Origin of the sequence: Dyella sp. C9, assembly GCF_003332825.1 — a bacterium.
Lineage (GTDB): Bacteria > Pseudomonadota > Gammaproteobacteria > Xanthomonadales > Rhodanobacteraceae > Dyella.
In genome coordinates this window covers 140,901-165,759 of record NZ_QIRF01000008.1, presented here as the reverse complement: position 1 = coordinate 165,759, position 24,859 = coordinate 140,901, and the positions used below count along the sequence as shown (strand labels likewise).

The 24,859-nt window shown below is 67.8% G+C and carries 19 protein-coding genes; 8 read left to right on the top strand and 11 right to left on the bottom strand.

The genetic code is table 11. From position 1 onward, the window contains the following. Positions 1-3: 3 nt before the first annotated feature. Together DVU99_RS11870 and DVU99_RS11865 are read right to left on the bottom strand one after the other, a co-directional pair. Complete coding sequence (locus DVU99_RS11870; RefSeq protein WP_114240416.1) at positions 4-2,700, bottom strand: serine/threonine-protein kinase; 2,697 nt, start codon at positions 2,698-2,700, stop codon at positions 4-6. Continuing rightward, the gene (locus DVU99_RS11865) at positions 2,697-3,221 is read right to left on the bottom strand and encodes an ECF-type sigma factor (protein ID WP_157971423.1); all 525 of its coding nucleotides are present in this window, start codon (positions 3,219-3,221) and stop codon (positions 2,697-2,699) included. The genes DVU99_RS11870 and DVU99_RS11865 overlap by 4 nt, the downstream gene beginning before the upstream one ends. 193 nt (positions 3,222-3,414) lie before the next feature. On the opposite strand from DVU99_RS11865, the gene DVU99_RS11860 reads away from it, so the two are divergent. From DVU99_RS11860 to DVU99_RS11840, 5 genes are all read left to right on the top strand, one after another. Then, positions 3,415-4,356, top strand: a complete 942-nt coding sequence (locus DVU99_RS11860; RefSeq protein WP_114240414.1) for a hypothetical protein — start codon at positions 3,415-3,417, stop codon at positions 4,354-4,356. Positions 4,357-4,400: 44 nt separating this feature from the next. After that, a complete protein-coding gene (locus DVU99_RS11855; RefSeq protein WP_114240413.1) occupies positions 4,401-4,676 on the top strand; it encodes a hypothetical protein in 276 nt (91 codons plus the stop codon). 135 nt (positions 4,677-4,811) lie between these two features. Continuing rightward, positions 4,812-5,624 carry an SAM-dependent methyltransferase gene (locus DVU99_RS11850; protein ID WP_232823576.1) on the top strand — a complete coding sequence of 271 codons (813 nt, stop codon included), beginning with the start codon at positions 4,812-4,814 and terminating at the stop codon, positions 5,622-5,624. A 262-nt stretch (positions 5,625-5,886) separates the two neighbouring features. After that, a complete protein-coding gene (locus tag DVU99_RS11845; RefSeq protein WP_114240411.1) occupies positions 5,887-6,201 on the top strand; it encodes a hypothetical protein in 315 nt (104 codons plus the stop codon). Positions 6,202-6,296: 95 nt separating this feature from the next. Further along, positions 6,297-8,057 (top strand): GGDEF domain-containing protein, encoded by a 1,761-nt coding sequence (locus DVU99_RS11840; RefSeq protein ID WP_157971422.1) that lies wholly within the window; start codon positions 6,297-6,299, stop codon positions 8,055-8,057. A gap of 84 nt (positions 8,058-8,141) precedes the next feature. Here the strand turns inward: DVU99_RS11840 and DVU99_RS11835 are convergent, their stop codons facing one another. The 5 genes from DVU99_RS11835 to DVU99_RS11815 all read right to left on the bottom strand — a co-directional run bounded on the left by DVU99_RS11835 (position 8,142) and on the right by DVU99_RS11815 (position 15,753). After that, positions 8,142-11,186 (bottom strand): efflux RND transporter permease subunit, encoded by a 3,045-nt coding sequence (locus DVU99_RS11835; protein ID WP_114240409.1) that lies wholly within the window; start codon positions 11,184-11,186, stop codon positions 8,142-8,144. Beyond that, positions 11,183-12,226, bottom strand: coding sequence for an efflux RND transporter periplasmic adaptor subunit (locus DVU99_RS11830; protein ID WP_114240408.1), 1,044 nt, complete (start codon positions 12,224-12,226; stop codon positions 11,183-11,185). Before DVU99_RS11830 ends, DVU99_RS11835 begins: the two co-directional genes overlap by 4 nt. Further along, the gene (locus DVU99_RS11825; RefSeq protein WP_157971421.1) at positions 12,223-13,584 is read right to left on the bottom strand and encodes a TolC family protein; all 1,362 of its coding nucleotides are present in this window, start codon (positions 13,582-13,584) and stop codon (positions 12,223-12,225) included. Before DVU99_RS11825 ends, DVU99_RS11830 begins: the two co-directional genes overlap by 4 nt. Before the next feature lie 85 nt (positions 13,585-13,669). Then, a complete protein-coding gene (locus DVU99_RS11820) occupies positions 13,670-15,091 on the bottom strand; it encodes an ATP-binding protein (RefSeq protein ID WP_114240406.1) in 1,422 nt (473 codons plus the stop codon). Continuing rightward, positions 15,088-15,753: a response regulator gene (locus tag DVU99_RS11815; RefSeq protein ID WP_114240405.1), complete on the bottom strand. Its 666-nt coding sequence runs from the start codon at positions 15,751-15,753 to the stop codon at positions 15,088-15,090. Before DVU99_RS11815 ends, DVU99_RS11820 begins: the two co-directional genes overlap by 4 nt. Before the next feature lie 225 nt (positions 15,754-15,978). On the opposite strand from DVU99_RS11815, the gene DVU99_RS11810 reads away from it, so the two are divergent. Continuing rightward, the gene (locus tag DVU99_RS11810) at positions 15,979-18,399 is read left to right on the top strand and encodes a DEAD/DEAH box helicase (protein ID WP_114240404.1); all 2,421 of its coding nucleotides are present in this window, start codon (positions 15,979-15,981) and stop codon (positions 18,397-18,399) included. Beyond that, positions 18,396-19,220 (top strand): ribonuclease H-like domain-containing protein, encoded by an 825-nt coding sequence (locus DVU99_RS11805; RefSeq protein ID WP_232823575.1) that lies wholly within the window; start codon positions 18,396-18,398, stop codon positions 19,218-19,220. Before DVU99_RS11810 ends, DVU99_RS11805 begins: the two co-directional genes overlap by 4 nt. Here the strand turns inward: DVU99_RS11805 and DVU99_RS11800 are convergent. Beyond that, positions 19,217-20,011 carry a MipA/OmpV family protein gene (locus DVU99_RS11800; RefSeq protein ID WP_114240403.1) on the bottom strand — a complete coding sequence of 265 codons (795 nt, stop codon included), beginning with the start codon at positions 20,009-20,011 and terminating at the stop codon, positions 19,217-19,219. The genes DVU99_RS11805 and DVU99_RS11800 overlap by 4 nt on opposite strands. A 345-nt stretch (positions 20,012-20,356) precedes the next feature. Here DVU99_RS11800 and DVU99_RS11795 point away from each other — a divergent pair, with 345 nt between their 5' ends. Further along, positions 20,357-20,884: a hypothetical protein gene (locus tag DVU99_RS11795; RefSeq protein ID WP_114240402.1), complete on the top strand. Its 528-nt coding sequence runs from the start codon at positions 20,357-20,359 to the stop codon at positions 20,882-20,884. A 58-nt stretch (positions 20,885-20,942) separates the two neighbouring features. Here the strand turns inward: DVU99_RS11795 and DVU99_RS11790 are convergent, their stop codons facing one another. From DVU99_RS11790 to DVU99_RS11780, 3 genes are all read right to left on the bottom strand, one after another. Further along, positions 20,943-21,404, bottom strand: a complete 462-nt coding sequence (locus DVU99_RS11790) for a hypothetical protein (protein WP_198670287.1) — start codon at positions 21,402-21,404, stop codon at positions 20,943-20,945. Positions 21,405-21,568: 164 nt separating this feature from the next. Then, positions 21,569-23,560: a serine hydrolase gene (locus DVU99_RS11785; protein WP_232823574.1), complete on the bottom strand. Its 1,992-nt coding sequence runs from the start codon at positions 23,558-23,560 to the stop codon at positions 21,569-21,571. A 329-nt stretch (positions 23,561-23,889) separates the two neighbouring features. After that, the gene (locus DVU99_RS11780) at positions 23,890-24,783 is read right to left on the bottom strand and encodes an SDR family oxidoreductase (RefSeq protein ID WP_114240400.1); all 894 of its coding nucleotides are present in this window, start codon (positions 24,781-24,783) and stop codon (positions 23,890-23,892) included. Positions 24,784-24,859 lie beyond the last annotated feature (76 nt).

The following is a 24,859-nucleotide window of genomic DNA, read 5'->3' as shown; positions in this document are numbered from 1 at the left end:
CCTTCAGCGGGCGCCGGGCCATTGCAGGGCCTGCTGCAGCCGCCCCGCATACAACGTGTAGTAGCCCTGCGCCGAGGGCGACTGCACACGCGCGAGCAGTGGCATGATCCGCTGCCGCTGCGCGGCGTCGAGCGGATGCGCACTGACCTGCGCCAGCCCCAGCCAGGACGCGCTCAGGGTATCGAGATCATCGGCGTCGGCGACCTGCAAGGCCTGCGCGAAGGCGCGCTGCGCGTTGCCGCGATCGCCGTGCAAGGCCTGCCACTCACCGCGACGACGCCATAGCGGCGCCATGCGCGCCGGCTCGTTGGGCCAGTTCGCCGCGACGGTATGGCTCGCGTCGTCGAGCAGGCGCACGGCATCGTCCATGCGCCCCGCCTCCGCCTCGACCTGGGCACAGGCCAGGGCCAGCTTCAGGTGGATCGGCGCCTGCAGTGCGGGCAGGGCCTGCACATAGGGTGCGCAGGTAGCCAGCGCATCGGGCTGGTCGCCGTAGCGATCGTCGAGATCGATGTTGGCCTGGTCGATGAAGGCGGCCAGCACCACCTTGTTGCCCTGCCACTGCGGCGCGTGGATCGCATCACGCGCCTGGCGCAGCAAGCTGCGGGCCTCGTCGTGACGCGACGAGGCCATCAACAGATTGCCCAGGTACATGCGCGAGCGCGCCACCAGGAAATGATCGGGCCCCCAGATGGTCTGCTGGGTGGCCAGTGCGTGGCGCAAGAGCGGCTCGGCTTCTGCCGGGCGCAGCAGGGTGCCCAGCATCAGGCCGGTCTGCTCTTCGGCGGCGGCGGTCTTCCAGTCCAGCTCGCCGAACTGCTGCCGGTTGTTTTCAAGGCCCTCGCGCGCTGCGCGGTAGGCGTCTTCGTTGCGGTCCACCAGCAGGTAGTACTGGGTGAGGCGCTCCATCACCGAACCGAACTCGCTCTTGCCATAACGGCCGCGCCACAGCGCAGCCGCCTTCTGCAGGTGAGCCAGGTCGTCCGGATCGCCGGCAGCATGCGAATGCATGCCGAACGCCGCTACCTGGTAATGCGCCCGCGCCAGCCGGTCGGGATCGCGTTCACCCGTGGCCTGGTAGATCGCCAGCGCCTGTTGCGCATCGCGATAGGCATCGGGGTAGCGACCCCGCCCTTCCAGGTCCGAGGTCCGGTCGAGCAAGGCGTCGGCGTATTCGGGACTATGCGTGCCCATCAGCACCGCCGACTGCGCCAGGCGTGCCTCGTGCAGCTTGCCGGCAGCCTCGCTCAGGCCGAGGCTGGTGGTCAGCGCGGCCAGGTCGTGCATCAGCTGGAAGCGCGCCTGCGGTTGGTCGGGCAGGCTGGTGATGACGCGCTCGGCGCCATGTGCCACCAGCTCGCGTGCAGGCATGTCGCGGTAACGGGTATCGGGAATCGGCTTGTTGTCCGGATTGAACAGGCCGAGCACGAACTGGTACAGCGCCTGCGTGCGCGCCGCTTCGCGCCGGGCCACCGCCGCCTGGTGCAGGGCCACGCCGGTCGTCGCCAGCAGGCCGATCACGGCCAGCGTGGCCAGGCCCACGCCCAGGCGATGACGCCGCACGAAGCGTGACAGGCGATACCCCACGCTGGGCGCGCGCGCCAGCACCGGCTCGCCATGCAGATGGCGGCGGACGTCGGCAGCCAGCGCCTCCACCGTGGCATAGCGCATCGCCGGCACCTTGGCGAGCGACTTGCCCGCGATGGTGTCCAGGTCGCCGCGCAGCAGGCGACGCAAGCTCGCGTCAGCGCCACGCTGCGAGGGGGGCCTGGGCTCCTGGGCCAGGATGGCGCGCTCCAGCGCGCGACGTCCCTGGCCCTGCACTTCATAGGGGCTGCAACCGCACAGCAGGCGATAGAGCAGCACGCCGAGCGCGTAGATGTCCGAGGCGATGCCGGGCACGTCGCCCTCGACCTGTTCGGGCGCCGCGTATTCCAGCGTCAGCGGCCGCCCGGCCTGCAACGTGAGCGGGCTCGGCGCATCGTCGCCGTCGAGCAGCCGTGCGACGCCGAAGTCGAGCAGGCGAACCTGGCCGTGGCCGTCCACCAGCACGTTGGCTGGCTTGAGGTCGCGATGGATCACCAACCGGCCATGCGCGTACTGCACCGCGTCGCATACCTGCAGGAACAGCTGCAGCCGCGCAGCGACATCCAGCCGATGGCGCGCGCACCAGGCGAGCAGATCCTCGCCATGGATGTACTCCAGCGCCAGCCAGGGCTGGCCCTGCTCATCCACGCCGGCGTCGTACAGGCGTGCGATGTTGGGGTGCGTGAGCGCCGCCAGGATGTCACGCTCACGCGGATAGCGTTCCGTCGCAGTGCCACTGGCGCTGGCATGCAGGGGCAGCTTGAGCGCCACCTCGCGATCGAGCTGGCCGTCGTCGCGGCGAGCCAGCCACACCTCGGCCATACCGCCACGGCCCAGCGGCGACAACAGGCGCCATGGCCCGACCTTCCCGCCGGCACGGTGGACCGATTCGGCCACGCCCTCCATGGCATGCAGCGTGGGCAAGGTGTCGAGGAAGCCTGCTGCCGCCGCCTGCGCCTCCGCCGCCAGCAGTTCGCGCAGCCGCATCGCCAGCGCCGGGCGCTCGGCGGACAACTGCTCGATCGCCGCGCCGCGCTGCGCCGGCTCCAACTCGAGCAGGGCGTCGAGCGCGGGCTCCAGTACCGACCAGTCGTCACCGGATGGAACCTTCACTGCAACGCCTCCCACAGCAGCGCACGCGCCTTGCTCCAGTCACGCTGCAGGGTGCGGCGTGACACACCCATCGCCTCGGCCGCCTCGACCTCGTCCAGGCCCACGAAATAGCGCAGCTCCACCACGCGGGCGAGGCGTGGATCGAGCGTCTCCAGGTCCAGCAGCGCCTCATGTACCCGCAGGACCTGCTCATCGCCGCCGGTCGCCGGCAACTGCGTGTCCAGGGTCATGTGCACGGCATCGCCGCCCCGGCGCAGGGCTGCGCGTTCGCGCACGGCATCGACCACCACCGAACGCATCGCCTGCGCGGCGTAGGCGAAGAAATGCTGGCGATCCTGCTGCAGCAGGCCCAACCGGGCGGACAGGCGAAACCAGGTCTCGTGCACCAGCGCGGTGGTGTCCAGCAGGGTCAACGCATGGCCACGGCGCAAGCGCTGGTGGGCCATCTGCTTGAGGTCGTCGTAGATCGCCTCGAACAGCGTCTCGGGAGTACAGGCGGCAAGCGGTGGCGTGGGGATCATGGGGGGCATCACGAGGGACAATGACGGACCAGATCCCCTCCCCCGTGCCCTGGCACGGACGGCCGAACCCCGGGCCTTGCGCGGCATGGTGCCAGCTGCCCGGGCATGGCGCTAGCCGCCCGCCGATTCCGTTTGCTCAAGCAGGGACAGTGCATCCGCGCTGCCCGTGCCCCGTGGAATCGAAAGGAAAACCATGCAACCCAACCGCCTCGCCCTGCCCTGCCTGCTCGCCACAGCCCTGCTCGCCGGCTGCGGCAAGACCACCAGCGATGCCGCCTCGACGGCCAGCACCGCCACCACGCCCGCACCCTCGGGTGACGCGCCCACCGCACCGGAGCGGCGCGATGCCAAGGCACTGGATGCCTACCAGCTGATCGACCTGTCGCCCGCGCTTTACAGCACTGCCGAGTACACCAGCCTGTCGACCCAGGTTCGCGCGGCGTTCTGGTCGGGTACGCCCAAACAGCTGGACAAGCTGGCCTACGACTACATCACCGACTACCGCCACGAGCCGGACAGTTTCAAACGCAGCGACATGCTGAAGACGCTCACGCCCGAACTCGAGCACGACTATGCCGATGCGCAGGCGCGCCAGGACTATGCGGTGCGCACCAACACATTGATGCAGGTGTATCCCTACGATGCCGCGCTCGGCGGCTTCCGCGTGAGCTTCGCCAGCAACGAGGAAGGCAGCGCGGTGGGCATCTTCCGCAATGCCGGCACGCCGCATAACGAAGGTGCCTGGCGCTTCCGCTTCATCGGCGTGCCCGTCAGCGGACCCGGCAAGGACTTCATCTACCACCCCAGGGACGAAGCGGAGGCCCGCGCGATCGAAGCCACCCTGGCCGCCCAGCGCAGCCGCGACGGCGACAGCGTCAACACCTTCAGCCAGTACGAGGGCCACGTGCTCGGGGCCAGTTGGGGCCCGGCCAACGACGACACCGCGGTGTTCGGGGTGGATGCGATCACCGCGGTGGATCGCAAGACCGGCAAACCCCTGCTCACCATCGGCGGCAAGGCGCTCGGCCCGATCGAGGTGAAGTGCCAGTCCACCCGCGATGCGCTGAAACTCGCCAGCCCCCGTGCCACCGGCGGCGGCTGGGACATGTCGGCCTCCAGCGAATCGCCGTGCTGAGCCACGCAAGCGCCCAGCCCCCTCTCGACCCAAGGACATCCCTTATGAAGAAACTGCTATGTGCGGCGCTTGCCGCCACCACCCTGGCGGCCTGTTCCTCCGGCCCCAGCACCGATGATGTGAAGGCCGCGGTGCGCAAACAGATGGCCGCCATCGCCGGCAGCCAGGGCGCCGACATGTTCCGCACGGAGATCGACGCCATCAAGGTGCTGGACTGCAAGGCGGTGGACAAGGCCTACGAATGCGAGGTGCAGGGCGTAGGAGGCGTGCAGCGCCAGCGCTTTGTGAAGACCGACGACGGCTGGATGCTGGCGCAATGAACCACGGCGCCGCCCGCTCCCCTGGACGGGCGGCGCATCGCACGGTGGCAAGCAGCATCGTGCAGCGCTTATGCTGCGATGCTCGGCAGGGAAGCCACATACGGTCCCCGCCCTCATTCCAGGGGAGTCACGCGCTTGGGCACCACCGCATCGAAGGGAAGCCTTGCCTGCGTCGGCATCGGCATCACGCTGGGCTCGCACATCACGGCGCTGGCACGCAGCCATATCCAGACCGCCGACGTGGTGTTCGTCGCCGTGTCCGATGGCGTCGTGGAACTGTGGCTCAAGGAGATGAACGCTGACGTGCGCAGCCTCCAGCCCTACTACGCGGAGGGCAAGCGCCGCATGCAGACCTACCGCGAGATGGTGGAGGCCATGCTCACCGAGGTGCGTGCCGGCAAGCGGGTGTGCGCGGTGTTCTACGGCCACCCCGGTGTGTTCGCCTGGGCCCCTCACCGCGCCATCAAGGTAGCCCGCGAAGAGGGTTACCAGGCGCACATGGAACCGGGCATCTCCTCCGAGGATTGCCTGTATGCCGACCTGGGCATCGACCCCGGCAGCTTGGGCAGTCAGCATTTCGATGCTACCCAGTTCATGATTTACCGGCGCAACGTGGACCCTAGTGCCTGGCTGATCCTGTGGCAGGTCGGCTTGGCGGGTGAACAGACCGGCCATCGCTTCGCCACCAGTTCGGCTCACCGCCAGGTACTGGTGGACGTGCTGGCGCGTGACTACCCGCTCGACCACGAAGTCATCGTCTACCGGGCCGCCACGCTACCGACCCAGTCGCCGCGCATGGAGCGCATGCCACTGAGCCAGCTGCCCGGGGCTGACCTCAATGGTGCGGACACCCTGGCGGTACCTCCATCGCGTCCGCTTCTGGCCGATCTGGAGGTGCAGGCCCGTTTGTCCGCCCTGGACAGCCAGAACCCCGCCATTCCCGCGTAATCTACTGCGGTCACCCGCGAGACATCCGCCTCGAACAAACTGACACACCGGGCGGCCCTGCCGACCCGTCCTGTGCAGGGCGCGTGGGGCAGCAGGTCCGTTCAAACGCTCGGAACAACCGAAGCCGACCCAGCGTCGCGTACACATCTGCCCTTAGAAACGGGGTTATGATCGCCTTCTCCCAGTACTCCCCGGGGAGAGGGGAACGGCACGTCAGGGGGGATGCTGTCTTTCTTTCAAGACCATCAGGGGAACACAAGCCATGTCGAGCGTTATCGAGTTTTTGGAACGCCTGGGTGCCGACGCGCAGCTGCGTCACGCCTCAGCCGAGGAATTGACGAAGGCGCTGGAGGAATCGCAGATCGATTCCGCCCTTGGCGCAGCGATCATTGCCCACAGCACAAGCGCCGACGAACTTTATTCGCTGCTCGGCCTTCGCCCCATGTTCCACACCATGGAAAACCCGGGCCGCGAAGATGAGGACGAAGAAGGCGAAGGCGAGGATGAGGGCGAGGAAGAGAAGGACGCGCTAGCCGACTTCTCCGTCAGTGCGCTCGTGACCACCCGCACGCTTTGAGCAGCCCCATGTTCCGGCTTGGCAAGGCGAGTCGGAATTGGATAGGGAGCTTCATCGCTCTCACGGGCATCTGTGTGGGCATGGCCGTGCAGGCCATGCCCACCACCGAATCGCCAGAGCAGATGCTGCAGCGTGCCACCAGCATCAAGACCTCGGACCACGACGAGTTCCTCAGGATACTCGCACAACTGCACCCGATAGCCGACAGCCTTCCGCTCGACGAGCAGTGGTCGCTACGCTATCTCGAAGCCTGGCAGGCCGTGTTCGAAGGCAACGAATCGCGCGCCATGAGTGCGCTGCGCGATATTGCCGAGCACGCCAACAACCCGGCGCTACGCCTGCGCGCCATGGCCACGATGGTGGACACCTTCGGCTTCAACCATCGCTACGAAGAAGCCTTCATCCAGCTCAACCGCCTAACGGAGTTGCTGCCAAAGGTCGCCGACAAGGGAGCGCGCTACGCGGCGATGGGCGAAGCTGCCCAGTTCCTCATCGCCATGCACCAGTACGGACAGGCCATCAACTACGCCGACCAGATGCTGGACAACGCCCCTCCGGGCAAGAACGCATGCCACGCGGCGCGTTACAGGCTGCAGGCACTGTTCCAGAGCAACAATCCCCAGCTGACGCAGGCGCAGTTCGACCAGGGCATCGACCGCTGCACCAAGGACAACGACTCGCTGTTCGCCAACGCTGTACGCAGCGACCTGGCGGGCTTCTATCTGCGCAAGGGCCAGGGTGCCGACGCAATCCGCCTGCTGCAGGACCACTACGCCGAAGTACAGTCATACAACTACCCCATGCTCATGCAGTACTTCAATGTGCTGCTGGCGCAAGCTTATTTCAGCCAGGGCGATCTCCATCGCGCCCGCAACTACGCGATGTCCACCATCGTGGCAGACCACGGGGGCGCCTTCAGCGAGCCACTGAGGCGCGCTTATGAACTCCTTTACGAGATCGAGGCCCAACTTGGCCATGCCAGGGAGGCTCTCGCCTTCCACGAAAAATACATGCAGGTGGACAAGGGCTACCTCAGCGACGTCACCGCAGGGGCGCTGGCTTACGAAACCATCAAGCAGCAGGTGCAGGCGCAGAAGAGCCAAGTCGACTCGCTCAATCGCCAGAACCAGATACTGCAGCTTCAGCGCCAGCTCGACCGCAAGGCCATGGAAACCAGCCGGCTCTACATCGCCCTGCTGCTGACCGTGCTCGCCTCGATCGCGATCTGGCTGCTGCGCACCAAGCGCTCGCAGCTGCGCTTCAAGCGGCTGGCCACGCGTGACGGCCTCACCGACATATCCAGCCGCCAGCATTTCGTGGACCAGTCCGAACTGGTGCTTCGCCACGCCGCCAAGGCTACGCGCAGCGCCTGCCTGGTGCTGCTCGACCTGGATCATTTCAAGCAGGTCAACGACACCCATGGGCATGTGATCGGCGACCTGGTGCTCAAGCGCGCGGTGGCGGCGTGCCTGCATCACCTGGACGGGCGCGACGTGTTCGGCCGCCTCGGCGGGGAGGAGTTCGCCATCCTGATGCCCGACTGCAGCCCGTCCGCCGCGCTGGAACGTGCCGAGCGACTGCGCCAGGCCGTGGCGGCCGTGCCGCTGTGGGGCGAGACGCGCCACGTGCTGATCACCGCAAGCCTCGGCATCGCCTCCACCGATCGCAGCGGCTTCGAGCTACGGCAGCTGATGATCGACGCAGACAACGCGCTGTATCGCGCCAAGCGCGATGGACGCAACCGGGTGGTCTACGGGGATGACGGTGACCACCTGCTGCCCAAGGCGCCGCTGCCCGACCCCCTGCTTCGCCGCACCAGCGCCGAGCTGCAGACGCGGTCCGAATCGGCCTGCTGAGCACTGCATCCCGTCGCGCACCGGCACTGCGCGATCCGGCACGCCGCCATGATCGACGTGCCCCGGCCCAATGGCCTGTGTTGATCAATGCGCGGGTGTCGCGTGCTCGCGCGGCAAGGTCAGGCCGATCATCGTCGGCACCACCAACAGCACCAGCGGATATTGCAGGACCAGTCCGGCGATGATGGCAATGGCCAGTGGCTGCTGGATGCCCGCGCCTGCGCCCCATGCCAGGGCCAGCGGCAACAAGGTCAAGATGGCCGCCAGCGTGGTCATGGTGATCGGTCGCAAGCGGTTGCGGCTGGCCTCGCGGAGCGCCTGGGCGTGCGGCATGTGCCCGGCCATGGCTACGTATTCGGATACGTAGAAAATGGCCATCTCCGTGCCCATGCCAATGATCATGGTCATGCCCATCATCGCGGTGATGTTGAGGTCGACGCCGCACACCCATAGCGCGATGAACACCGCAGTGGCGGAGAACAGCGAGCAGGCGATCACGATCAGCGCGAGGCGAGTGCGCCCGTAGAGGAACAGCAACAGCACGAACTCGGCCACCAGCGCCATCAGGAACACCTTGCTCAAGCCCACGAAGGCAATCTGCTGTTGCTGGTAGAGGCCGCCCAGCTCGTAGCGCATGTCCGCACCCAGCATGCCGGGCCGGGCGAGCAGGTGTTTCACGTCCGCCACCGCCGCCCCCATGCCACGCCCCTCGATGCGGGCAGTCACCGCCACCATCTGCTGCAGGTCTTCGCGAGAAATCTGCGGCTGGCCACTCACCGGCGTGATGGTGGCCACGCGACTCAACGGGAACAGGTGGCCGTCGGGTGCGCGCACCGGCAACGACGACAATTGCGGCAGGCGCCACTGCATGGCACCGGGCATGCGCACGCGCACACCCTCGCTCTTGGTGGCCAGCGGAAGCTGCGTGGCGACCACGCCGCTCAGTGCATCGTTCACGGCCTGGGTCACGGTGGCCACGGTCATGCCCTCCACGGTGGCCTTGTCGGCATCCACATCCACATTCAGCGCGTCGCCCGCGAGCTGCACGCCGTCCTTGATCTCGACCACGCCGGGAATATCCGCGATGGCCTTGGCGATCTTCTGCGCCTGCGGCACCAGTTCACGCGGATCGGCTGCGTAGAGCTTGATCTCGATCGGCTGTGGAACCGCGGTGAGATCGCCGATCAGGTCCTCCATCAACTGCGCCAGCTCTACCTCGACGCCGGGCACCTCGTGCTCCACGTGTTCGCGCACGTCGTTCATCACGTCCTCGGTGGAACGTGCATGGTCTGGCTTCAGGCGCACGAAGAAGTCGCCGTGATAGGACTGGCCAAGGTCCCCGCCGAGGCCGGTGCCCAGGCGCCGCGAGAAGGTGTCCACCTCCGGCATGGCGCGCAGGATCGCCTCCACCTGGGCCACCTGCCGCGCTGTCTCCGGCAGCGAGGTGCCCGGTTGCGTGTAGTAGTCCATCACGAAGCCGCTCTCGTCCACGTCCGGCATGAAACCCGTGGATACGCGCGTATAGGCCAATGCACCCAGCGCCAGCAGCGGCACCCATGCCAGCAGCATCGTCGCCGGACGACGGGCGATGCCGTCGTACAGGCATGCGTGCACGCGCGCCAGCACGCCCTCACCGGCCAGCCCCGGGTCATACCAGCGCCTGAAGTCGACCAGCCGCCGCAACAGCGGCGGCACCACCCAGGCGGTGACCAGCCACGACACCACCAGCGCGCTGGCCATGGTGATCGACAAGGCCTTGGAGAATGCGCCGGTGACGCCGCTCAACAGGCCTAGCGGCACGAACACGATCAGCGTGGCGAGGCTGGAGCCGGTCAGCGGCGGCAGGAACTCGCGCGCTGCCGGCAATACGTCGTCCGCACCGGACGAGCCTTCGGCGCCCGCGCGGCGCGCCACATGCTCCACCATCACGATCACGTCGTCGATCACCAGGCCTACCGCGGCGGCAATGCCACCCAGCGTCATGATGTTGAAGCTCAGGCCCAGCACCTGCAGCAGCAATACGGTTACCGCAAGGGTCACCGGCACCACCAGCAGCGCGATCAGCGTGACACGCAGGTTGCGCAGGAACAGCAGCAACACCTTGCCCGCCAGCAGCAGGCCGATGAGCACGGCATCGCGCACGCTGTGCGCGGACTCCATCACCAGCTCGCTCTGGTCATACCAGCTGCGAAGGGTTGCGCCGGCGGGCAGGCGAAAGCCGGCCAGTCGCGCGCGCACCTCGGCCGCAACCTGCACGGCGTTGCCATCGGGCTGCTCGTACACGTTGAGCAGCACGGCCGGCTTGCCGTCCTCGCTCACCTTCACCCATTGCGGCACGTAGCCGTCGTGCACGCTCGCCACATCGCCAAGCCTGACCCAGCCGTGGGTATCGCTCTTCACCACGATGCGGCGTATGGCATCGAGCTTTTGCAGCGAATGATCGGCCACCACCAGGTACAGCTTGTTGCGATCCTGCAGGCGCCCCACCGCCTGCAGCTGGTTGGCGCCCTGCAGCGCGTTGGCCAGGTCGTCCAGCCCCAGGCCGTACTGGACGAGCCTGGCCGGGTCGGCATCCACCTGCACTTCGGCAGTTTCGCCGCCCTGCACGTCCACATGCGACAGCCCCTGTACCGAAGCCAGCAAGGGCACCAGCTGGTACTGCGCAAGGTCACGCAACGCCACCGGCGACAGCTGATCCGACTGCAACGCGTACGAGATGATCGGGTAGACCGTGGGGTCCATGCGCCGCACGTTGTAGCTGGCGCCGGCAGGCAGGCTGGACAGCACGCGCGCGATGGCCGAGTCGACCTGCAGCGTCGAGGCGATCATGTCGCGTCCCCAGCCGAAGTCGACGGAGATCTGCGCCGAGCCCCGCGTGGTTTCCGAGCGCAAGCCCTCCACGCCGGGCACGGTGCGGATGGCCTCTTCCACCGGTCGCGTCACCAGCAGCGCGGTCTGGTCGGCGGGCCGGTCGCCGGCATCCAGGTCCACCACCACGCGTGGAAACGACACTTGCGGAAACAGGCCCACCGGCAGGGTGAAGGCGCTCGCCAGCCCCGCAAGGGCCAGTGCAAAGGCCACGATGACGATGGCCCGGGCATGCCGGGCAAGCCAGCTGCCGGCACTCATGGGCGCACTTCCGGCGTGCCGGCACGCACGGCCATGCCGTCGTCGAGCTGCGTGGCACCTTCGGTCACCAGCGGACGGGAGGCATCGAGCCCGCCCGTGGCCACACTGATGCTGTCGGTCTCGCCTTGCACCTGCACCGGCACGCGCACCGCGTGGTCCTTGGCGACCTGGAACACGTAACGCTGCGACTCGTCGCCCAGCACCGCATCGCGCGGCAACAGCCAGCCTTGCCACTGGCCCACCACGATGTCGGCGCGAAAGGCCTCGCCGCTCACCGGGGTGCCATCGGGCACGATCTCCACGTTGATCAGATGCGTGTGCGGATCGAGCGCCTGCGCCACGCGACGCACCTTGCCATGCATGGGCGCAGTAGCATCCAGCGGCACCAGCTCCACCTCCGCCCCCGGCTGCACGCGCGGCAGTGCATCGCGCTCGATGCCTGCCGTGATCACCAGCCCATCCTGGCGCTGCACCGAGAGCAGCGCCGAACCCGGCTGCAGCACGTCACCCTGCACGGCACTGATGGCCACCACGGTGCCGTCGAATGGTGCCGTGAGCTCCAGCGTCGCCTCGCTGCCCTGTGCGCGTGTGAGCGCATCGAGGCTGGACTGCGCATCGCGCACGGCCTTGTCGGCCTGGTCCATCTGGTCGCGCGTGGCCAGTTGCTGCGCCAGCAGTTGGGCGGTGTGGGTGCGCTGCGATTGCGCCAGTGACAGCGCATCGCGGGCCTGTCGCCAGGCCGCCACGGCCGCGGGCGCCAGTTCAAAACTGAGCAGGCGCTGTCCGCGCGTGACGCGGCTGCCGGCCGTAACCGCCCAGTGGCTCACCCGCCCGGAGGCCTGCACGGCAAGCACCTGCACCGCGTCGGTTGCGGGGCCGGCCGTGCCATAGGCCGACAGACGCTCGGGCATGCTGCCCTGGTGCACCGCCACCGTGCTCACGGCGGCGCTCACGCTGCCCCTGTCGGCATCATCATCGGCCGCACAGCCCGCCAGCAGCACGAGCATCGCGGGAACCAGCCATGGAAGTCGCGCAGTCATGGAGCAAACACATCCTGTTGCAGTGAAGTGGGCATGCCTTGCCCAACCAGCAGCTCCAGCGCTGCCTGTTGTTCCAGCATGGCCTGTTCGATGGAGACATCCGCAATGCGGCGATTGAGCGCGGCGAACTCCAGGTCGGTGTGCGCGCGCACATCCAGCAGCTGTGCCTGCGCCGCGTGCCCGGCCTGCCGCGCGGCCTGCGCGGCTTCATTCATCGCGGGAGCCAGTGCGCGGCGCTGTTGCTGCAGCTGGGCGTACTGCGCCAGCAGGTCGTCCACCTCGTCCTGCGCGCTGGCCAGCCTGGCGCCGTATTCCACGTGCAGCTGTTCGCGGGTGGCGCGCGCCAGCGCGATGTTGCCCTGGTTGCGGTCGAACAGCGGCAGCGCGAAGGTCACGGCCGGTCCGCCGTTGCGTACCCGGCTGTTGTCCTGCGAGGCGGCATAGCCGAACGAGAGCGGCGGAAACTGCGCGAGCACGGCGGCGCGCAGGCTCGCCTCCTGCGCCTGATAGCCCAGTTGCAGGGCCACCAGATCGGGCCGACGCTGACGGATGCTGCCCGCCTCGCTGCGTATCGCCACCGCATCCAGCGCCGGTGCCGGCAACCAATCCACCAGCGGCAACGCCACCTCGAGCTTGAGCCCAAGCAAGGCATGCAGCTGTTGCTCGCTGTCGAGCTGACGGCGCTCCAGGTCGTTGAGGCTGCTGCGCGCATCGGCGGCGGCGGCCAGGTCCGCAGCGCTGCCAAGGCGCTCCATGTTTCCGTCGGCCACGGCCGCCTGCAGCTGCGACTGGCGATATTCCAGCGCCTGCACGGCCTGCCGCTGCAAGGCGATCAGGCGCTGCTGCTCGATAAGGTCGATCACCAGCAGGCGCGCCTTGCCCAGCGTCTGCCACTGCTCCCACAGCAGGCTGGCATCGACGGCGTCGGCCCGCGCCTTTGCCGCTACGCGGCGGGGGCGCAGCGTGATCAGCGCGGTGATGTCCTCGCTGATCGAGGCAGTCCACGCGGTGGCGTCCCCCACGCCACCGGTCAGATAGCCGGCGCTGCCACTCACCACCGGGTTGGGCAGCACACTGTCCTGCACCCGCTGGGCCTGAGCCTGCACATGACGTGCCTGCGCGCTGCGCAGGTCGGGGTTGTTCAGCAGCACCAGTTGCTCGACCGCCACCGTATCCAGTGGCTGGCCGCCGGCGTGATAGCCATGCAACTGCTGCAGCGAGGAAGCCGACTCGGCCTGCTCGGGCAACGGCTCGGGGCGATAGGTTGCGCAACCGGCCACGGTCGCCGCCATCAGCACCGCGGCGAGGCGATGGGCGGCGACCATGGGCGGCAGGCGCGAAATCTTGTGGAGAAACACCGAGAAATCCATGCACGGCAGGGGAATACCTACCCTAGCGAATCTCTCTTAGCGTTCACTTTGTAAAGCGGCCTCGTGGTTCCGATCAAGCCGCCGCGGACGGTATCCGGCCGTCGATGAGGGGAATGCGCACGCACACGCGCAGGCCGCGACCCAGCGGCGAGTCGAGCAGTTCGATCGAGGCATCGTGCAGCTGCGCGGCACGTTGCACGATGGACAGGCCCAGCCCGTAACCCTCACCCCGGCTGCTGGCCTCGCGATGAAAACGGGCGAACACGGCCGCACGGCGTTCGGGCGCAATGCCCTCGCCGTTGTCGACCACGTCAATGACCGCCGCGGCTCCCTCCGCCCTTATCGCCAACTGCACCTGTCCGCCATCGGGAACGTGGCGCAGCGCGTTCTCCAGCAGGTTGCGCATCAATGCGGCCAAGGCCACCTCGTGGCCCTGCACGGCCAGATGGCCAGGCGGCAGGATGACATCAAGCTCGGCATCGCTGTCGGCAATCAGCGGCGAGAGCTCCTCGATCACGGTGCGCGCCACCGCCAGCAGGTCGACTTCGGTGCGCCGCTGCTTGCGCGAACTGCTCTCCAGCCGTGCAAGCGACAGCAGTTGCTCCACGCGACGCGCCAGCGCCGCCAGGCTTTCGCGTGCGCTGGCCAGCGCGGCATCGCCCTCGCGCGAATCGCGACTCGCCTCCGCGTTCTCGAGGTTGATCATGGTGGACGCCAATGGCGTGCGCAGTTCGTGCGCTACGTCGGCGCTGAAGCGGCGCTCGCGTTCCAGTGCATCTTCAAGCTGGTCGAACTGGTCGTTGAGCGCCGCCAACACCGGCTCCAGTTCGCGCGGCGCGTCGGCGATCCGCAGTGTCTCGTGGCTGCCGGGGCGTCGACGGGCCAACTGGCCGGCCAGCGCGTCGAGCGGACGCAGGCCGCGGCGCACGGCCCAGCCCACCAGCAGGGCAAGCACCGGCAAGGCGATCAGCGGCGGCAAGGCGTGTTCCATCCACAGGGCGCGCGTGATGTCGCGTCGACTGTCGTATCGTTCGGCCGAACGCACCACCACGCCGTCAGGTGTCGGCGGCAGGGTGAACAGGCGCCAGCGATAGCGGCCCAGCCGCACATCGGTGAAACCCACCTGCCCCGCGGCAGGTGGCGGCAACGCACCCAGGTTGCCGGTGGCCATCAGCGTGCGGCCATCGTGGTCGAACACCTGGAACCCCACCTCCGATTCGTAGGTATGGCCGTGCAGCACCAGTTCCTGCATCGACTTGGCGGTGATCGGCACCACCACGCCCTGGTCGCCGGCATGCTGCTGCAGCGCGGGCAGGCCAATGTTGCGGATCATCACCTGCAGCGTTCGCGCCGACTGGGCCAGGCGGCCATCGGACAATTCGGCCACTTCATGGATGGTGCGTTGCAGGCTGAAGATGCCCAGCGGCACCAGCACCAGCGCGAGCACGCCGAGGATCAGCCAGCGCAGGCGTCCCTGCAGGCTGGTGGCCGTCATTGGGGATCCCGCGGGATCATGTAACCGAAGCCGCGCACATTGCGGATGGTCTCGAAGCTGAGCTTGCTGCGCAGCGCGTGCACCAGCACCTCGAGGGCGTTGTTGCCCACCACGTGGTCCAGCCCGTAAAGCGAATTCTCCAGGCTCTCGCGCCGCACCAGCCGGCCGGCGCTTTCCATCAGGGCCTGCAGCAAGGCGAACTCGCGCCGCGTCAGCTCCACCGGCTGGCCACGGAAGAGCACTTCGGACGAACCCAGGTCCAGGCTGAGCGCGCCCACCTCGATGCAGTTCACCGCCAACCCGCGCATGCGTCGGCTGAGCGAACGGATGCGGGCGGCCAGTTCTTCCACATGGAACGGTTTGATCAAGTAATCGTCGGCACCTGCGTCCAACCCGTCGACACGGGCCGACAGGCCATCGCGCGCCGTCATCACCAGCACCGGCGTATCGATGCGCGCGCGGCGCGCCTCCACCAGCACGTCGATGCCATCACGCCCGGGCAGGCCAAGGTCCAACAGCACCAGGTCGGCAGAGCGGTCGCGGATGGCATTGAGCGCGCTGCGCCCGTCGCGCAGCCATGACACCGTGTAACCCAGGCGCTCCAGCGCACGCTCGATGGCGCTGCCCAGCTGGGCGTCGTCTTCGACCAGAAGGATATGCACGAAACAGAAGCTCCAGCGCCGCCGGTGGGGAAAGGCGCGGCCATTATGCGGCGGATGGCTTATGAAACGCTTAAGTGGGGCTGCCAGGGGCGCGCTTGGGTGCTACGCAAGCCCCGCACCCTCACCCAACCCCTCTCCAAGGGGAGAGGGGCCAGAGTCCTGCCGTCTCAACAACTGAGACGCCTCCCCGCTGCAATGCCGTTCCCAGCCGGACGGAGCGCGCCGATGAATGCCTTGCCCAATCCCTTCGCCCAGCGCGCCGTGCGCGGGGATGGCGCGCTGGCCGCACCGGTCGCGGGCGGCGATCAGCTGGCCAGGCGCCTCGCCAGGCGATACGCCGACCGCATCACCGGCAGCTTCGTGCAACCCGGCCGCGAGGGTCGCTACGCACCGCTGCCCGGCGACATGCCGGCCACACTGGTCCAGGCCCTGCGCAGCCGGGGCATCGAGCAGCTCTACGACCACCAGGCCCAGGCGTGGAATGCCACTGCGGCCGGCAAGCACGTGGTGATTGCCACGCCCACCGCGTCCGGCAAGTCGCTGTGCTACACGCTGCCGGTGATCAGTGCGGCGATCCGCCAGCGCGCCAAGGCGCTGTTCCTGTTTCCCACCAAGGCGCTGGCGCAGGACCAAGTGGCCGAGCTGCTCGAACTCAACCAGGCCGGCGAGCTGGGCGTGAAGGCCTTTACCTTCGACGGCGACACGCCGGGCGATGCGCGCCAGGCGATCCGCCTGCACGGCGACATCGTGGTGAGCAACCCGGATATGCTGCACCAGGCGATCCTGCCGCATCACACCAAGTGGGCGCAGTTCTTCGAGAACCTGCGCTACGTGGTGATCGACGAGGTGCACACCTATCGCGGCGTGTTCGGTTCGCACGTGGCCAACGTGCTGCGCCGGCTGCAGCGCGTGTGCGCGTTCTACGGGGTGACGCCGCAGTTCATCCTGTGCTCGGCCACCATCGGCAACCCGGCCGAGCACGCCAGCGCACTGATCGAGCAAGCGGTCACCGCCATCACCGACAGCGGCGCGCCGGTGGGCGAGAAGCACGTGCTGCTGTGGAATCCGCCGGTGGTGAACCCCGACCTCGGCCTGCGCGCCTCCGCGCGTTCGCAATCCAACCGCATCGCGCGCACGGCCATCCGCGCGGGCCTCAAGACCCTGGTCTTCGCGCAGTCGCGCCTGATGGTGGAAGTGCTCACCAAGTACCTCAAGGACGTGTTCGACAACGATCCGCGCAAGCCGCCGCGCATCCGCGCCTATCGCGGTGGCTACCTGCCCACCGAGCGCCGCGCCGCCGAGCGCGAGATGCGCGCGGGACAGGTCGACGGCATCGTCAGCACTTCGGCGCTGGAACTGGGCGTGGACATCGGCGCGCTCGACGTGGTGGTGCTCAACGGCTACCCCGGCAGCGTGGCGGCCACCTGGCAGCGCTTTGGACGCGCCGGCCGCCGCCAGCAGGCCTCGCTGGGCGTGCTGGTGGCCAGCAGCGATCCGCTGGACCAGTACCTGGTGCGCCACCCGGAGTTCTTCCAGGGCGCGCCGCCCGAGCACGCACGCATCGCGCCGGACCAGCCGCTGATCCTGCTCGACCACATCCGCTGCGCGGCATTCGAGCTGCCGTTTCGCCTCGGCGAGCTGTTCGGCATGCAGGACGCCACGCCGTGGCTGCAGGTGCTTGCCGAGGAAGGCGTGCTGCACCAGGAGGGCGAACGCTTCGAGTGGATCGCCGACAGCTACCCGGCCAATGCGGTGTCGCTGCGCTCGGTGGCGGACGGCAACTTCGTGGTGGTGGACCGTACCAACGGCCGCCAGACCATCATCGCCGAGGTGGACTACAGCGCCGCCGCGCTCACCCTCTACGAAGGCGCCATCCACATGGTGCAGTCCACGCCTTACCAGGTGGAGAAGCTCGACTGGGAGGGACGCAAGGCCTATGTCACGCGCACCCAGGCCGACTACTACACCGACGCCATCGACTACACCAAGCTCAAGGTGCTGGAGGCCTTCGACGGCTCGCCGGCCGGCGCCGGCAGCACGCACCACGGCGAGGTGCACGTGGCGCGACGCGTGGCCGGCTACAAGAAGATCCGCTACTACACACACGAGAACATCGGCTACGGCCCGGTGAATCTGCCGGACCTCGAATTGCACACCACCGCCGTGTGGTGGCAGCTGCCGCAGCGCGCGCTGGACCAGGCCTTCGATCACCGCCAGCAGGCACTCGACGGGTTCCTCGCCGCCGCGCACGCGCTGCACATCGTTGCCACGGTGGCGGTAATGGCCGAGGCACGCGACCTGCAAAAGGCCGTCGGCAGCGGCGATGGCGCCTGGTTCGCCACGCCCGATGCGAACGGCCGTGCGCAGCTGCGCACCAGCCTTGGCGAAACGGACGCCGTCACGCAGGGGCCGTTCGTACCCACGCTGTATCTCTACGATGCGTTTCCCGGCGGGGTCGGGCTCAGCGCGCCGCTGTACGAGCGGCGCGAGGACCTGGTGCGGCTGGCGCGCGAGCTGGTGCTGCGCTGCGATTGCCGCGCCGGTTGCCCGGCTTGCGTGGGCCCGGTGCTCGCTGCCGACGAACACGGTGATGCCCCACTGAAATCACTCGCTACGCGCGTGCTCGACCTGATCGTGGCATTGTGAGCGCGCTCGCCGACAAACTGCGTGGCCTGCGCAGGCAGGCCGGCGTGCAGGCCCCCGCGCCAGCTACCGTGCGGCGCCCCGAACCGATGCCGGACAACCTGCGCGCCCTGCTCGGCGTGCGACGTCGCACCGACCGTGCGCCGGTGCGTGCAAGCGAACCGACGCCGCTGCCCGGACAGACCATTGCGCCCGGCCTGCAGTTGAGCGAGACGCGCTGCGCCTGGCCGCCCTCGCCGGGTCGCTTCCATGCCGGCTTCGCGCGGATCGATGCGGACATCGAGCCCGAACGGCTGCTGCTGTTCGACACCGAAACCACCGGACTGGCGGGCGGCACGGGTACGCGCGCCTTCATGATCGGCGTGGCCGACTGGCACAAGGGCCAGTTTCGCGAACGCCAGCTGCTGATCAGCACGTTGGCCGGCGAGGCGGCCATGCTCGATTGCTTCGTCTCGTGGCTGCGACCCGATACGGTGCTGGTGAGCTACAACGGCAAGTCGTACGACGCGCCACTGCTGAAGACGCGCCTGCGCCTGCACCGCCGCGAGTCACCGCTCGACGGCCTGGCCCATATCGACCTGCTGCACCCGGTGCGCCGCCGCTGGCGCGGCGTGTGGGAGAACTGTCGTCTCGCCACCGTCGAGCGCCAGTTGCTGCGCGTGGTGCGCGAGGACGACCTGCCCGGCGCCGAGGCGCCCGCCGCGTGGCTGGGCTTTCTGCGCGGCGGATCGGCCGCCGCCCTGCACCGCGTGGCGCGACACAACAGCCAGGACTTGCGCAGCCTCGGCGGCATCCTGGCCCACTTCACGCAGGCTTGCGACTAGAGAAAGCGGTAGACGAAGGCCAACGTGCCGGTGAACTGGTTGGACGAGCCGTAGCGATGTACCAGCGGACTTCCGCTGGACTGCCCCAGCAGGCGCGCGTAGTTGAGCATGAACGCAAAGCCGGTGTGCAGGCTGGTCGGCATGAAGGCGCTGTACTCGAGTTCCATCTGCTGCGTGCCGCCGGTGGGCTGCCACGAATCCACGCCCAGCTGCATGGCCTGCGCAGGCGTGACACCAAAGTAACGGCGCATGGCGGGCCCATTCATCGCCTGCCACTGCAGCTCCACTTCGTGCATCCAGTAGCCGATGCTCGGAAGTTCATAGCTGCCGTACACGCGCAGGTAGGCGCCGGCGCCCTGGGTATCGTGGCTCAGGTCCGAACCGACCTCGAACTTGTCGGCGAACTCGTATTCCACGTAACCGCCGGCGCTGATGCGCGGCGAAAACGAAGGGATGGTGCCTTCCAGCTCGCTACCCAGCTCGGAACGGTCGCGCCCCCACTGGTAGTTGCCGTAGATGCCACCGTGCCACCCATCCGCGTGGATGAAATCGACGGTGAGGCCATCGAGCGTGGAGATGGTGATGTGACAGGGCAACTCGGCCAGGATGAACGGCACCGGCTCGTTGCGTTGATTGTCCGAACCGGGCCAGGCCGGCATGCGCTGGATGCCGATGCCGACGATGCGCTGGCTTTCCAGTTCGTCGTCGGCGTGCGCCGCGCCCGCAAATCCCAGCCATGCCAGGGCCACCCCAGCCCAGCCCAGCCACCCACGCTCAGTGCACGCTTTCATGGCACGTCCTCCCGACGCGTCGCGCCCGCAGCACAATGACCAACCCGCGCCACTTTACGTAAGCGGGGTGACGCGGGCGTGGACGTCATCGCGCCCTCTTCACCCTCCGGCCGGAGTCCGCATCGTGCACATCCGGCACTACGGGGACGTGCTATGTTCCGCCGCGCAGTCCCCCGGGCCGATGCAGACCGCCAGACGGCGCCGCTTCAACGGGAGGATGAGCGTCAACCATCCTCCTTCACCGTCACCGGACTCGCCGCCCGCACTGCGTGGTGAAGGCGCACATGTCGCGCCGTCGGCCACGTCTTGGAGCACGGGTATCGACAACCATGTCAGGAGGGGAACATGAGCAAGTTCACTGCAACGGTGAAGCATGAGTTCCTGGAAATGCTGCCGCCCACGATCTACTTCTTCGTGATCCTGCACGTGCTGGCACTGGTTCGCACGCTGATGACCCGGGGTTCGGGCATCGAGCCGACCACCAGTATCTCGATCATCGTCGCGGCATTGATCCTGGGAAAGTCGGTGTTGCTGGCCAACCTGCTGCCTTTCATCAACCGCTTTCCGGAAAAGCCGCTGATCTGGAATGCCGCATGGAAGACGCTGATCTACGCCATCGTGGCGACGATCATCCATTACCTGGAACACCTGTATGAGTTCTGGAAGGAATCGTCCAGTCTCGGCGAGGCCAACAGCCAGTTGTGGGCGCACATCAACTGGCCGCATTTCTGGGCCATCGAGATCCTGCTGATCGTGCTCATCGCCAACTACTGCGTGTTCGCGGAACTGGCGCGCCTGATCGGCAATGATCGGCTGCGGGCGATTTTCCTGGGCCCGCTTCCCGCGCAGGTCACGCAGGCGCCGAGCACCTGAAACGACACCGGCCACCGCAGCCCGTTGCGGGACTGCGGTGGCCGGCGCCAGACAACGATCAGCGCGGGTAGCGTGCGGCGCCGATGGCGTTTTCCACGGCCTGCGCGGCCTGGTCAACGTGCGCCATCGCGCGATGCTTCAGACCGCGCGTCTGCGGATCGTCTTCCTCGCGATCGATGTCGTTGTGCACCTGGCCAAGCAGGTCGAGTGCGGCATGCAGGCGACCCGGCGGATCCATCGCGGTGTCGGCCGGCGGATGATCGTTGAGGTCCTTGCCGTCGTCGATCGAGGCATGCTTGATCTCGTCGATCGCATGGTCGATCTCAGTGATGGCTACGTCTTCCTGGCCGCTGACGGCGGCGTCGCCCGCGCGGTGCTCCAGCATCCAGCGTGCAGCGCGCAGGTTGGACAGCGCATGCAGATAGGCAGGGTGGCGGCCCGGCAGATCGGCGTGAGCCGACAGCGGCAGCAGCAGGCCCAGACCAGCAGTCAAAATCATGCGCTTAAAAAGCAATTTCATGCGACCCTCCCGAGTGTGTGAGCCGGCATTATCGGGATGGTGGCTTGCAGATGGCTTGCTTGAATCGACGTCCACAACGCGCGGCGGCCTCTTCGCCGCGTGGCGGAAGGCAGCCGTTCAGCGCGGGATCGCGCCGGCCGCAGCCGGCGCGATCCCGTTGCCGGCTAGGGTGCGGCGTCGTACACGTATTCGTGCTGTTCGTCGCGCAGCACCAGCTTCGGTTGCGCCTGGCTGCCCGACACCACGAACTCCAGCCCGTCCGCGCCCGGCGAGATGGTGACGAACGACACGCTGCCATCATCGTTGCGACGCGAGGCGACCTCGCTGTGCCAGGCACCGAAGTTGAACACGGTGGCGCCGCCGTTGTGCTCGACCTGGATGCCGCCCAGCGCGGCGTTGCGATAGTTCGACGCGAGCTTCGCGGTGGCGGCCGGGTCGGCGGGCACAGTCAGTCGCTTGCGCTCGGCGGCGATCTGGGCCTTCAGCCGCTTCACACCGGCATCGATGTCGCCCTGAGCCAGCGGCTTGCCGTCAAACAGCACCTCGAGCAGGCGGCGCTGGAACGGCCCACGGATGAATATGCCGGTATCGGCATTGGTGAGGATCACCGCGCCCACGCCCTGCTCCGGCAACCACATCATGTCGGAGTGGAAGCCGGACAGGTCGCCGCCGTGATGCACCACCGGGACGCCCCAGGTGTGGTCGACCATCAGGCCCATGCCATAGGTTGCTGTGGTGCCCAGGGCCACGTTCGGCTTGCGCCGTTCCAGCAGGGCCTCCTTGGACACATAGCGCTGGCCGTCGGGAAGCAGGCCGTTGTCCAGCTCCATCTGAACGTAGCGCAGCATGTCGCTCACCGCGCTCCAAGCGGCGCCCGCGGGGCGCGCGGCGCGGATCGAATCGTTGATGCCCATGCCGGCCACCGCGGTATGGCCGTCCACATCGAGGCCGTGCGGCGTGGCATGGTCGCCCAGCAGCGCACGGTCGTAATCGAAGGTAGTCACGCGCATGTGCAACGGATCGAACACCTGCTTCTGCATGGCCAGGTCATACGCCGCGCCCAGCTCCATGTTCGGGTACAGCACGTGCGCACCGATGTAGCCGGCCGCTGCCGCCATCAGGTTGGAGTACTGGAACAGCTCGCCGAACTTGCTGGTGGGCTGCATGCCCGACAGCGACTTGAACACGGTTTCCGGCGTGGCATCGCGGCTGTTGAGCAGCCACTCCATGTCCTGCCGCGGCATGCCGGTGCAGGCGCAGATCAGGTGGCGGATCAGCACCTGCCGCGTGGTGTCGGCATTGCCCAGCTTGAACGACGGCATCACGTCGACGACCGGCGTGTCCCAGGTGAACTTCTGCTGGTCCACCAGCCGCGCCAGCATCAACGTGGTGAGCGCCTTGGTGTTGGAGGCGATCATGAACAGGGTGTCGGCATCCACCGGCTCCGTCTTGCCGATCTCCCGCACGCCCAGCCCGCCGGCAAACACTACCTTGTCGTGGTCGATCAGGCCGATCGCCACGCCGGGCACGTCATACGCCTTGCGCGCGTACTCCACGAAGGCCTTGAGCGCCTCGATGCGCTGCTCGTCCAGCGGGTGCGCCTTGCGCCCGGCGAAGGTCTCGCGCTTGTAGCCCTTGGGCAGCAGCCGGTCGGAGATGGCGCGCAGCTGCGAGGCGCGCTTTTCGCCCACCGCATTGGCCACGTCGTAGATCAGCACGGTGTACTGGCCGCCGCGACGGTAGGCGATGGCTTCGACAGTTCGCTTGTCGTTAGCCGAGGTTTCGTAGTTGTAGACGCGAATCTGGTCCCAGTCGTCGCGCGGCGAACTGTCGGTGGCCACCTGCAGCGGCCAGGTCTTGGCCGGCGCGTAGAGTTTCCAGGCATCGGCCACCGCCGCATCGGCATCGGCGGCCTTCACGTCCACCAGCACGGCCTGCGAACCGGCCTCCGGTGGCGTCAGCAGCACCTTGGGGCCCTTCGCCTGCACGGACCAGCCTGCGGGCACCACGAACTGCGTGCCGGTGGAAGTGGTTCTTGGCTTGTCGGCCTTGGCGACAGCGGCGGTCGCATCGGCACCGCTTTCGGCAGGCTTGCTGGCCAGCACGGGCGTCGCCAGCAACAGCAGCCCGAGGAAGGCAACACAACGCATCAACATGGAGGTACCTCGTTCGTGGAGGGAACACTCTGCTGTCGTTCACTCACCCGATGGCAACACCTTCACGCCCCGGATGACGTCGGTCGTCCCCGGGAGTCTACACACGTTCGAGACGCATGCCACCCGCCGGGCCGCCCAGGAGCGGCACGGGGGTGGCATGTCGATGCAGCCCATGGCGACTCAATCCCACCGGATCAGTGCGGGGACAGGACGCACTCCGGCCGCGCCAGGTTTCGGCAGGTGGGACCGTCACCCGTACCCGCCGGGCGGCGGTCATCGGGTTCGGCCGATCGCGATTGCACCCAAGGGTGCCTCGCTTGCGGCGGGTATCAGTGCCCGAAATAGCCGGCGTTGCGGATATCGCTCAGCAGGCCCGGCTGCGTGGGCTCCCAACCCAGTTCCCTGCGCGTGCGCTCGCTGCTGGCGCGGTTGTCCATGGCCGCGAAGTGCGCGAACCAGCCAAAGTATTCGGCGGCTTCGCCGGCGTTCTTGCTGACCACCGGCAGGCCCAGGCCTTCGCCGATCGCTCCCGCGATGTCGCGGAACGGCACGCCCTCCTCGGCCACCGCGTGATAGCGCGCACCGCCCACGCCCTTCTCCAGCGCGAGGCGATACACGCGTGCCGCATCGAAGCGATGCACCGCCGGCCAGCTGTTGCGCCCTTCGCCGACAAAGGCGGCCTCGCCATGCTCGCGCGCGACGCCGATCAGGATCGGCACGAAACCGTGATCGCCCTCGCCATGCACCGATGGCGGCAGGCGGATCACCGAGACCCGTGGCCCGCGCGAGGCCTGTGCAAGCGCGGTCTGCTCCGATACGCGCGGCAGCGCGTGCGGACCCGAGGCAGGGGCCGTGTCTTCGGTGGCCACGCCACCCGGCGCGAGCAGGCCGGTGCCGGAGGTGACGATGAGCGGCCGATCCGAGCCGGCCAGCGCGCTGCCCAGCGCCTCGATGGCGAGACGGTCGATCTCGCAATTGGCCGCAAAGCGGCTGAAGTCGTGGATGAAGGCCGTGTGGATCACGCCATCGGCCTGGGCAGCGCCGCTGCGCAGGCTGTCGGTGTCCTCGAGCTCGCCGCGATGCACCTGCGCACCGGCGGCCCGCAGCTTCGCCGCACCCTCGTCCGACCTGGCCATGCCAAGCACCTGATGCCCCGCACGCAGCAATTCGCTGACCACGGCGGAGCCGACAAAACCGGTAGCACCCGTAACGAACACATGCATTGCGATACTCTCCAGTGGGGATGCCGGAGAATCTTGATCCGCGCTTCGTCGAACAAAAGTAGTGGCCTTATACGGG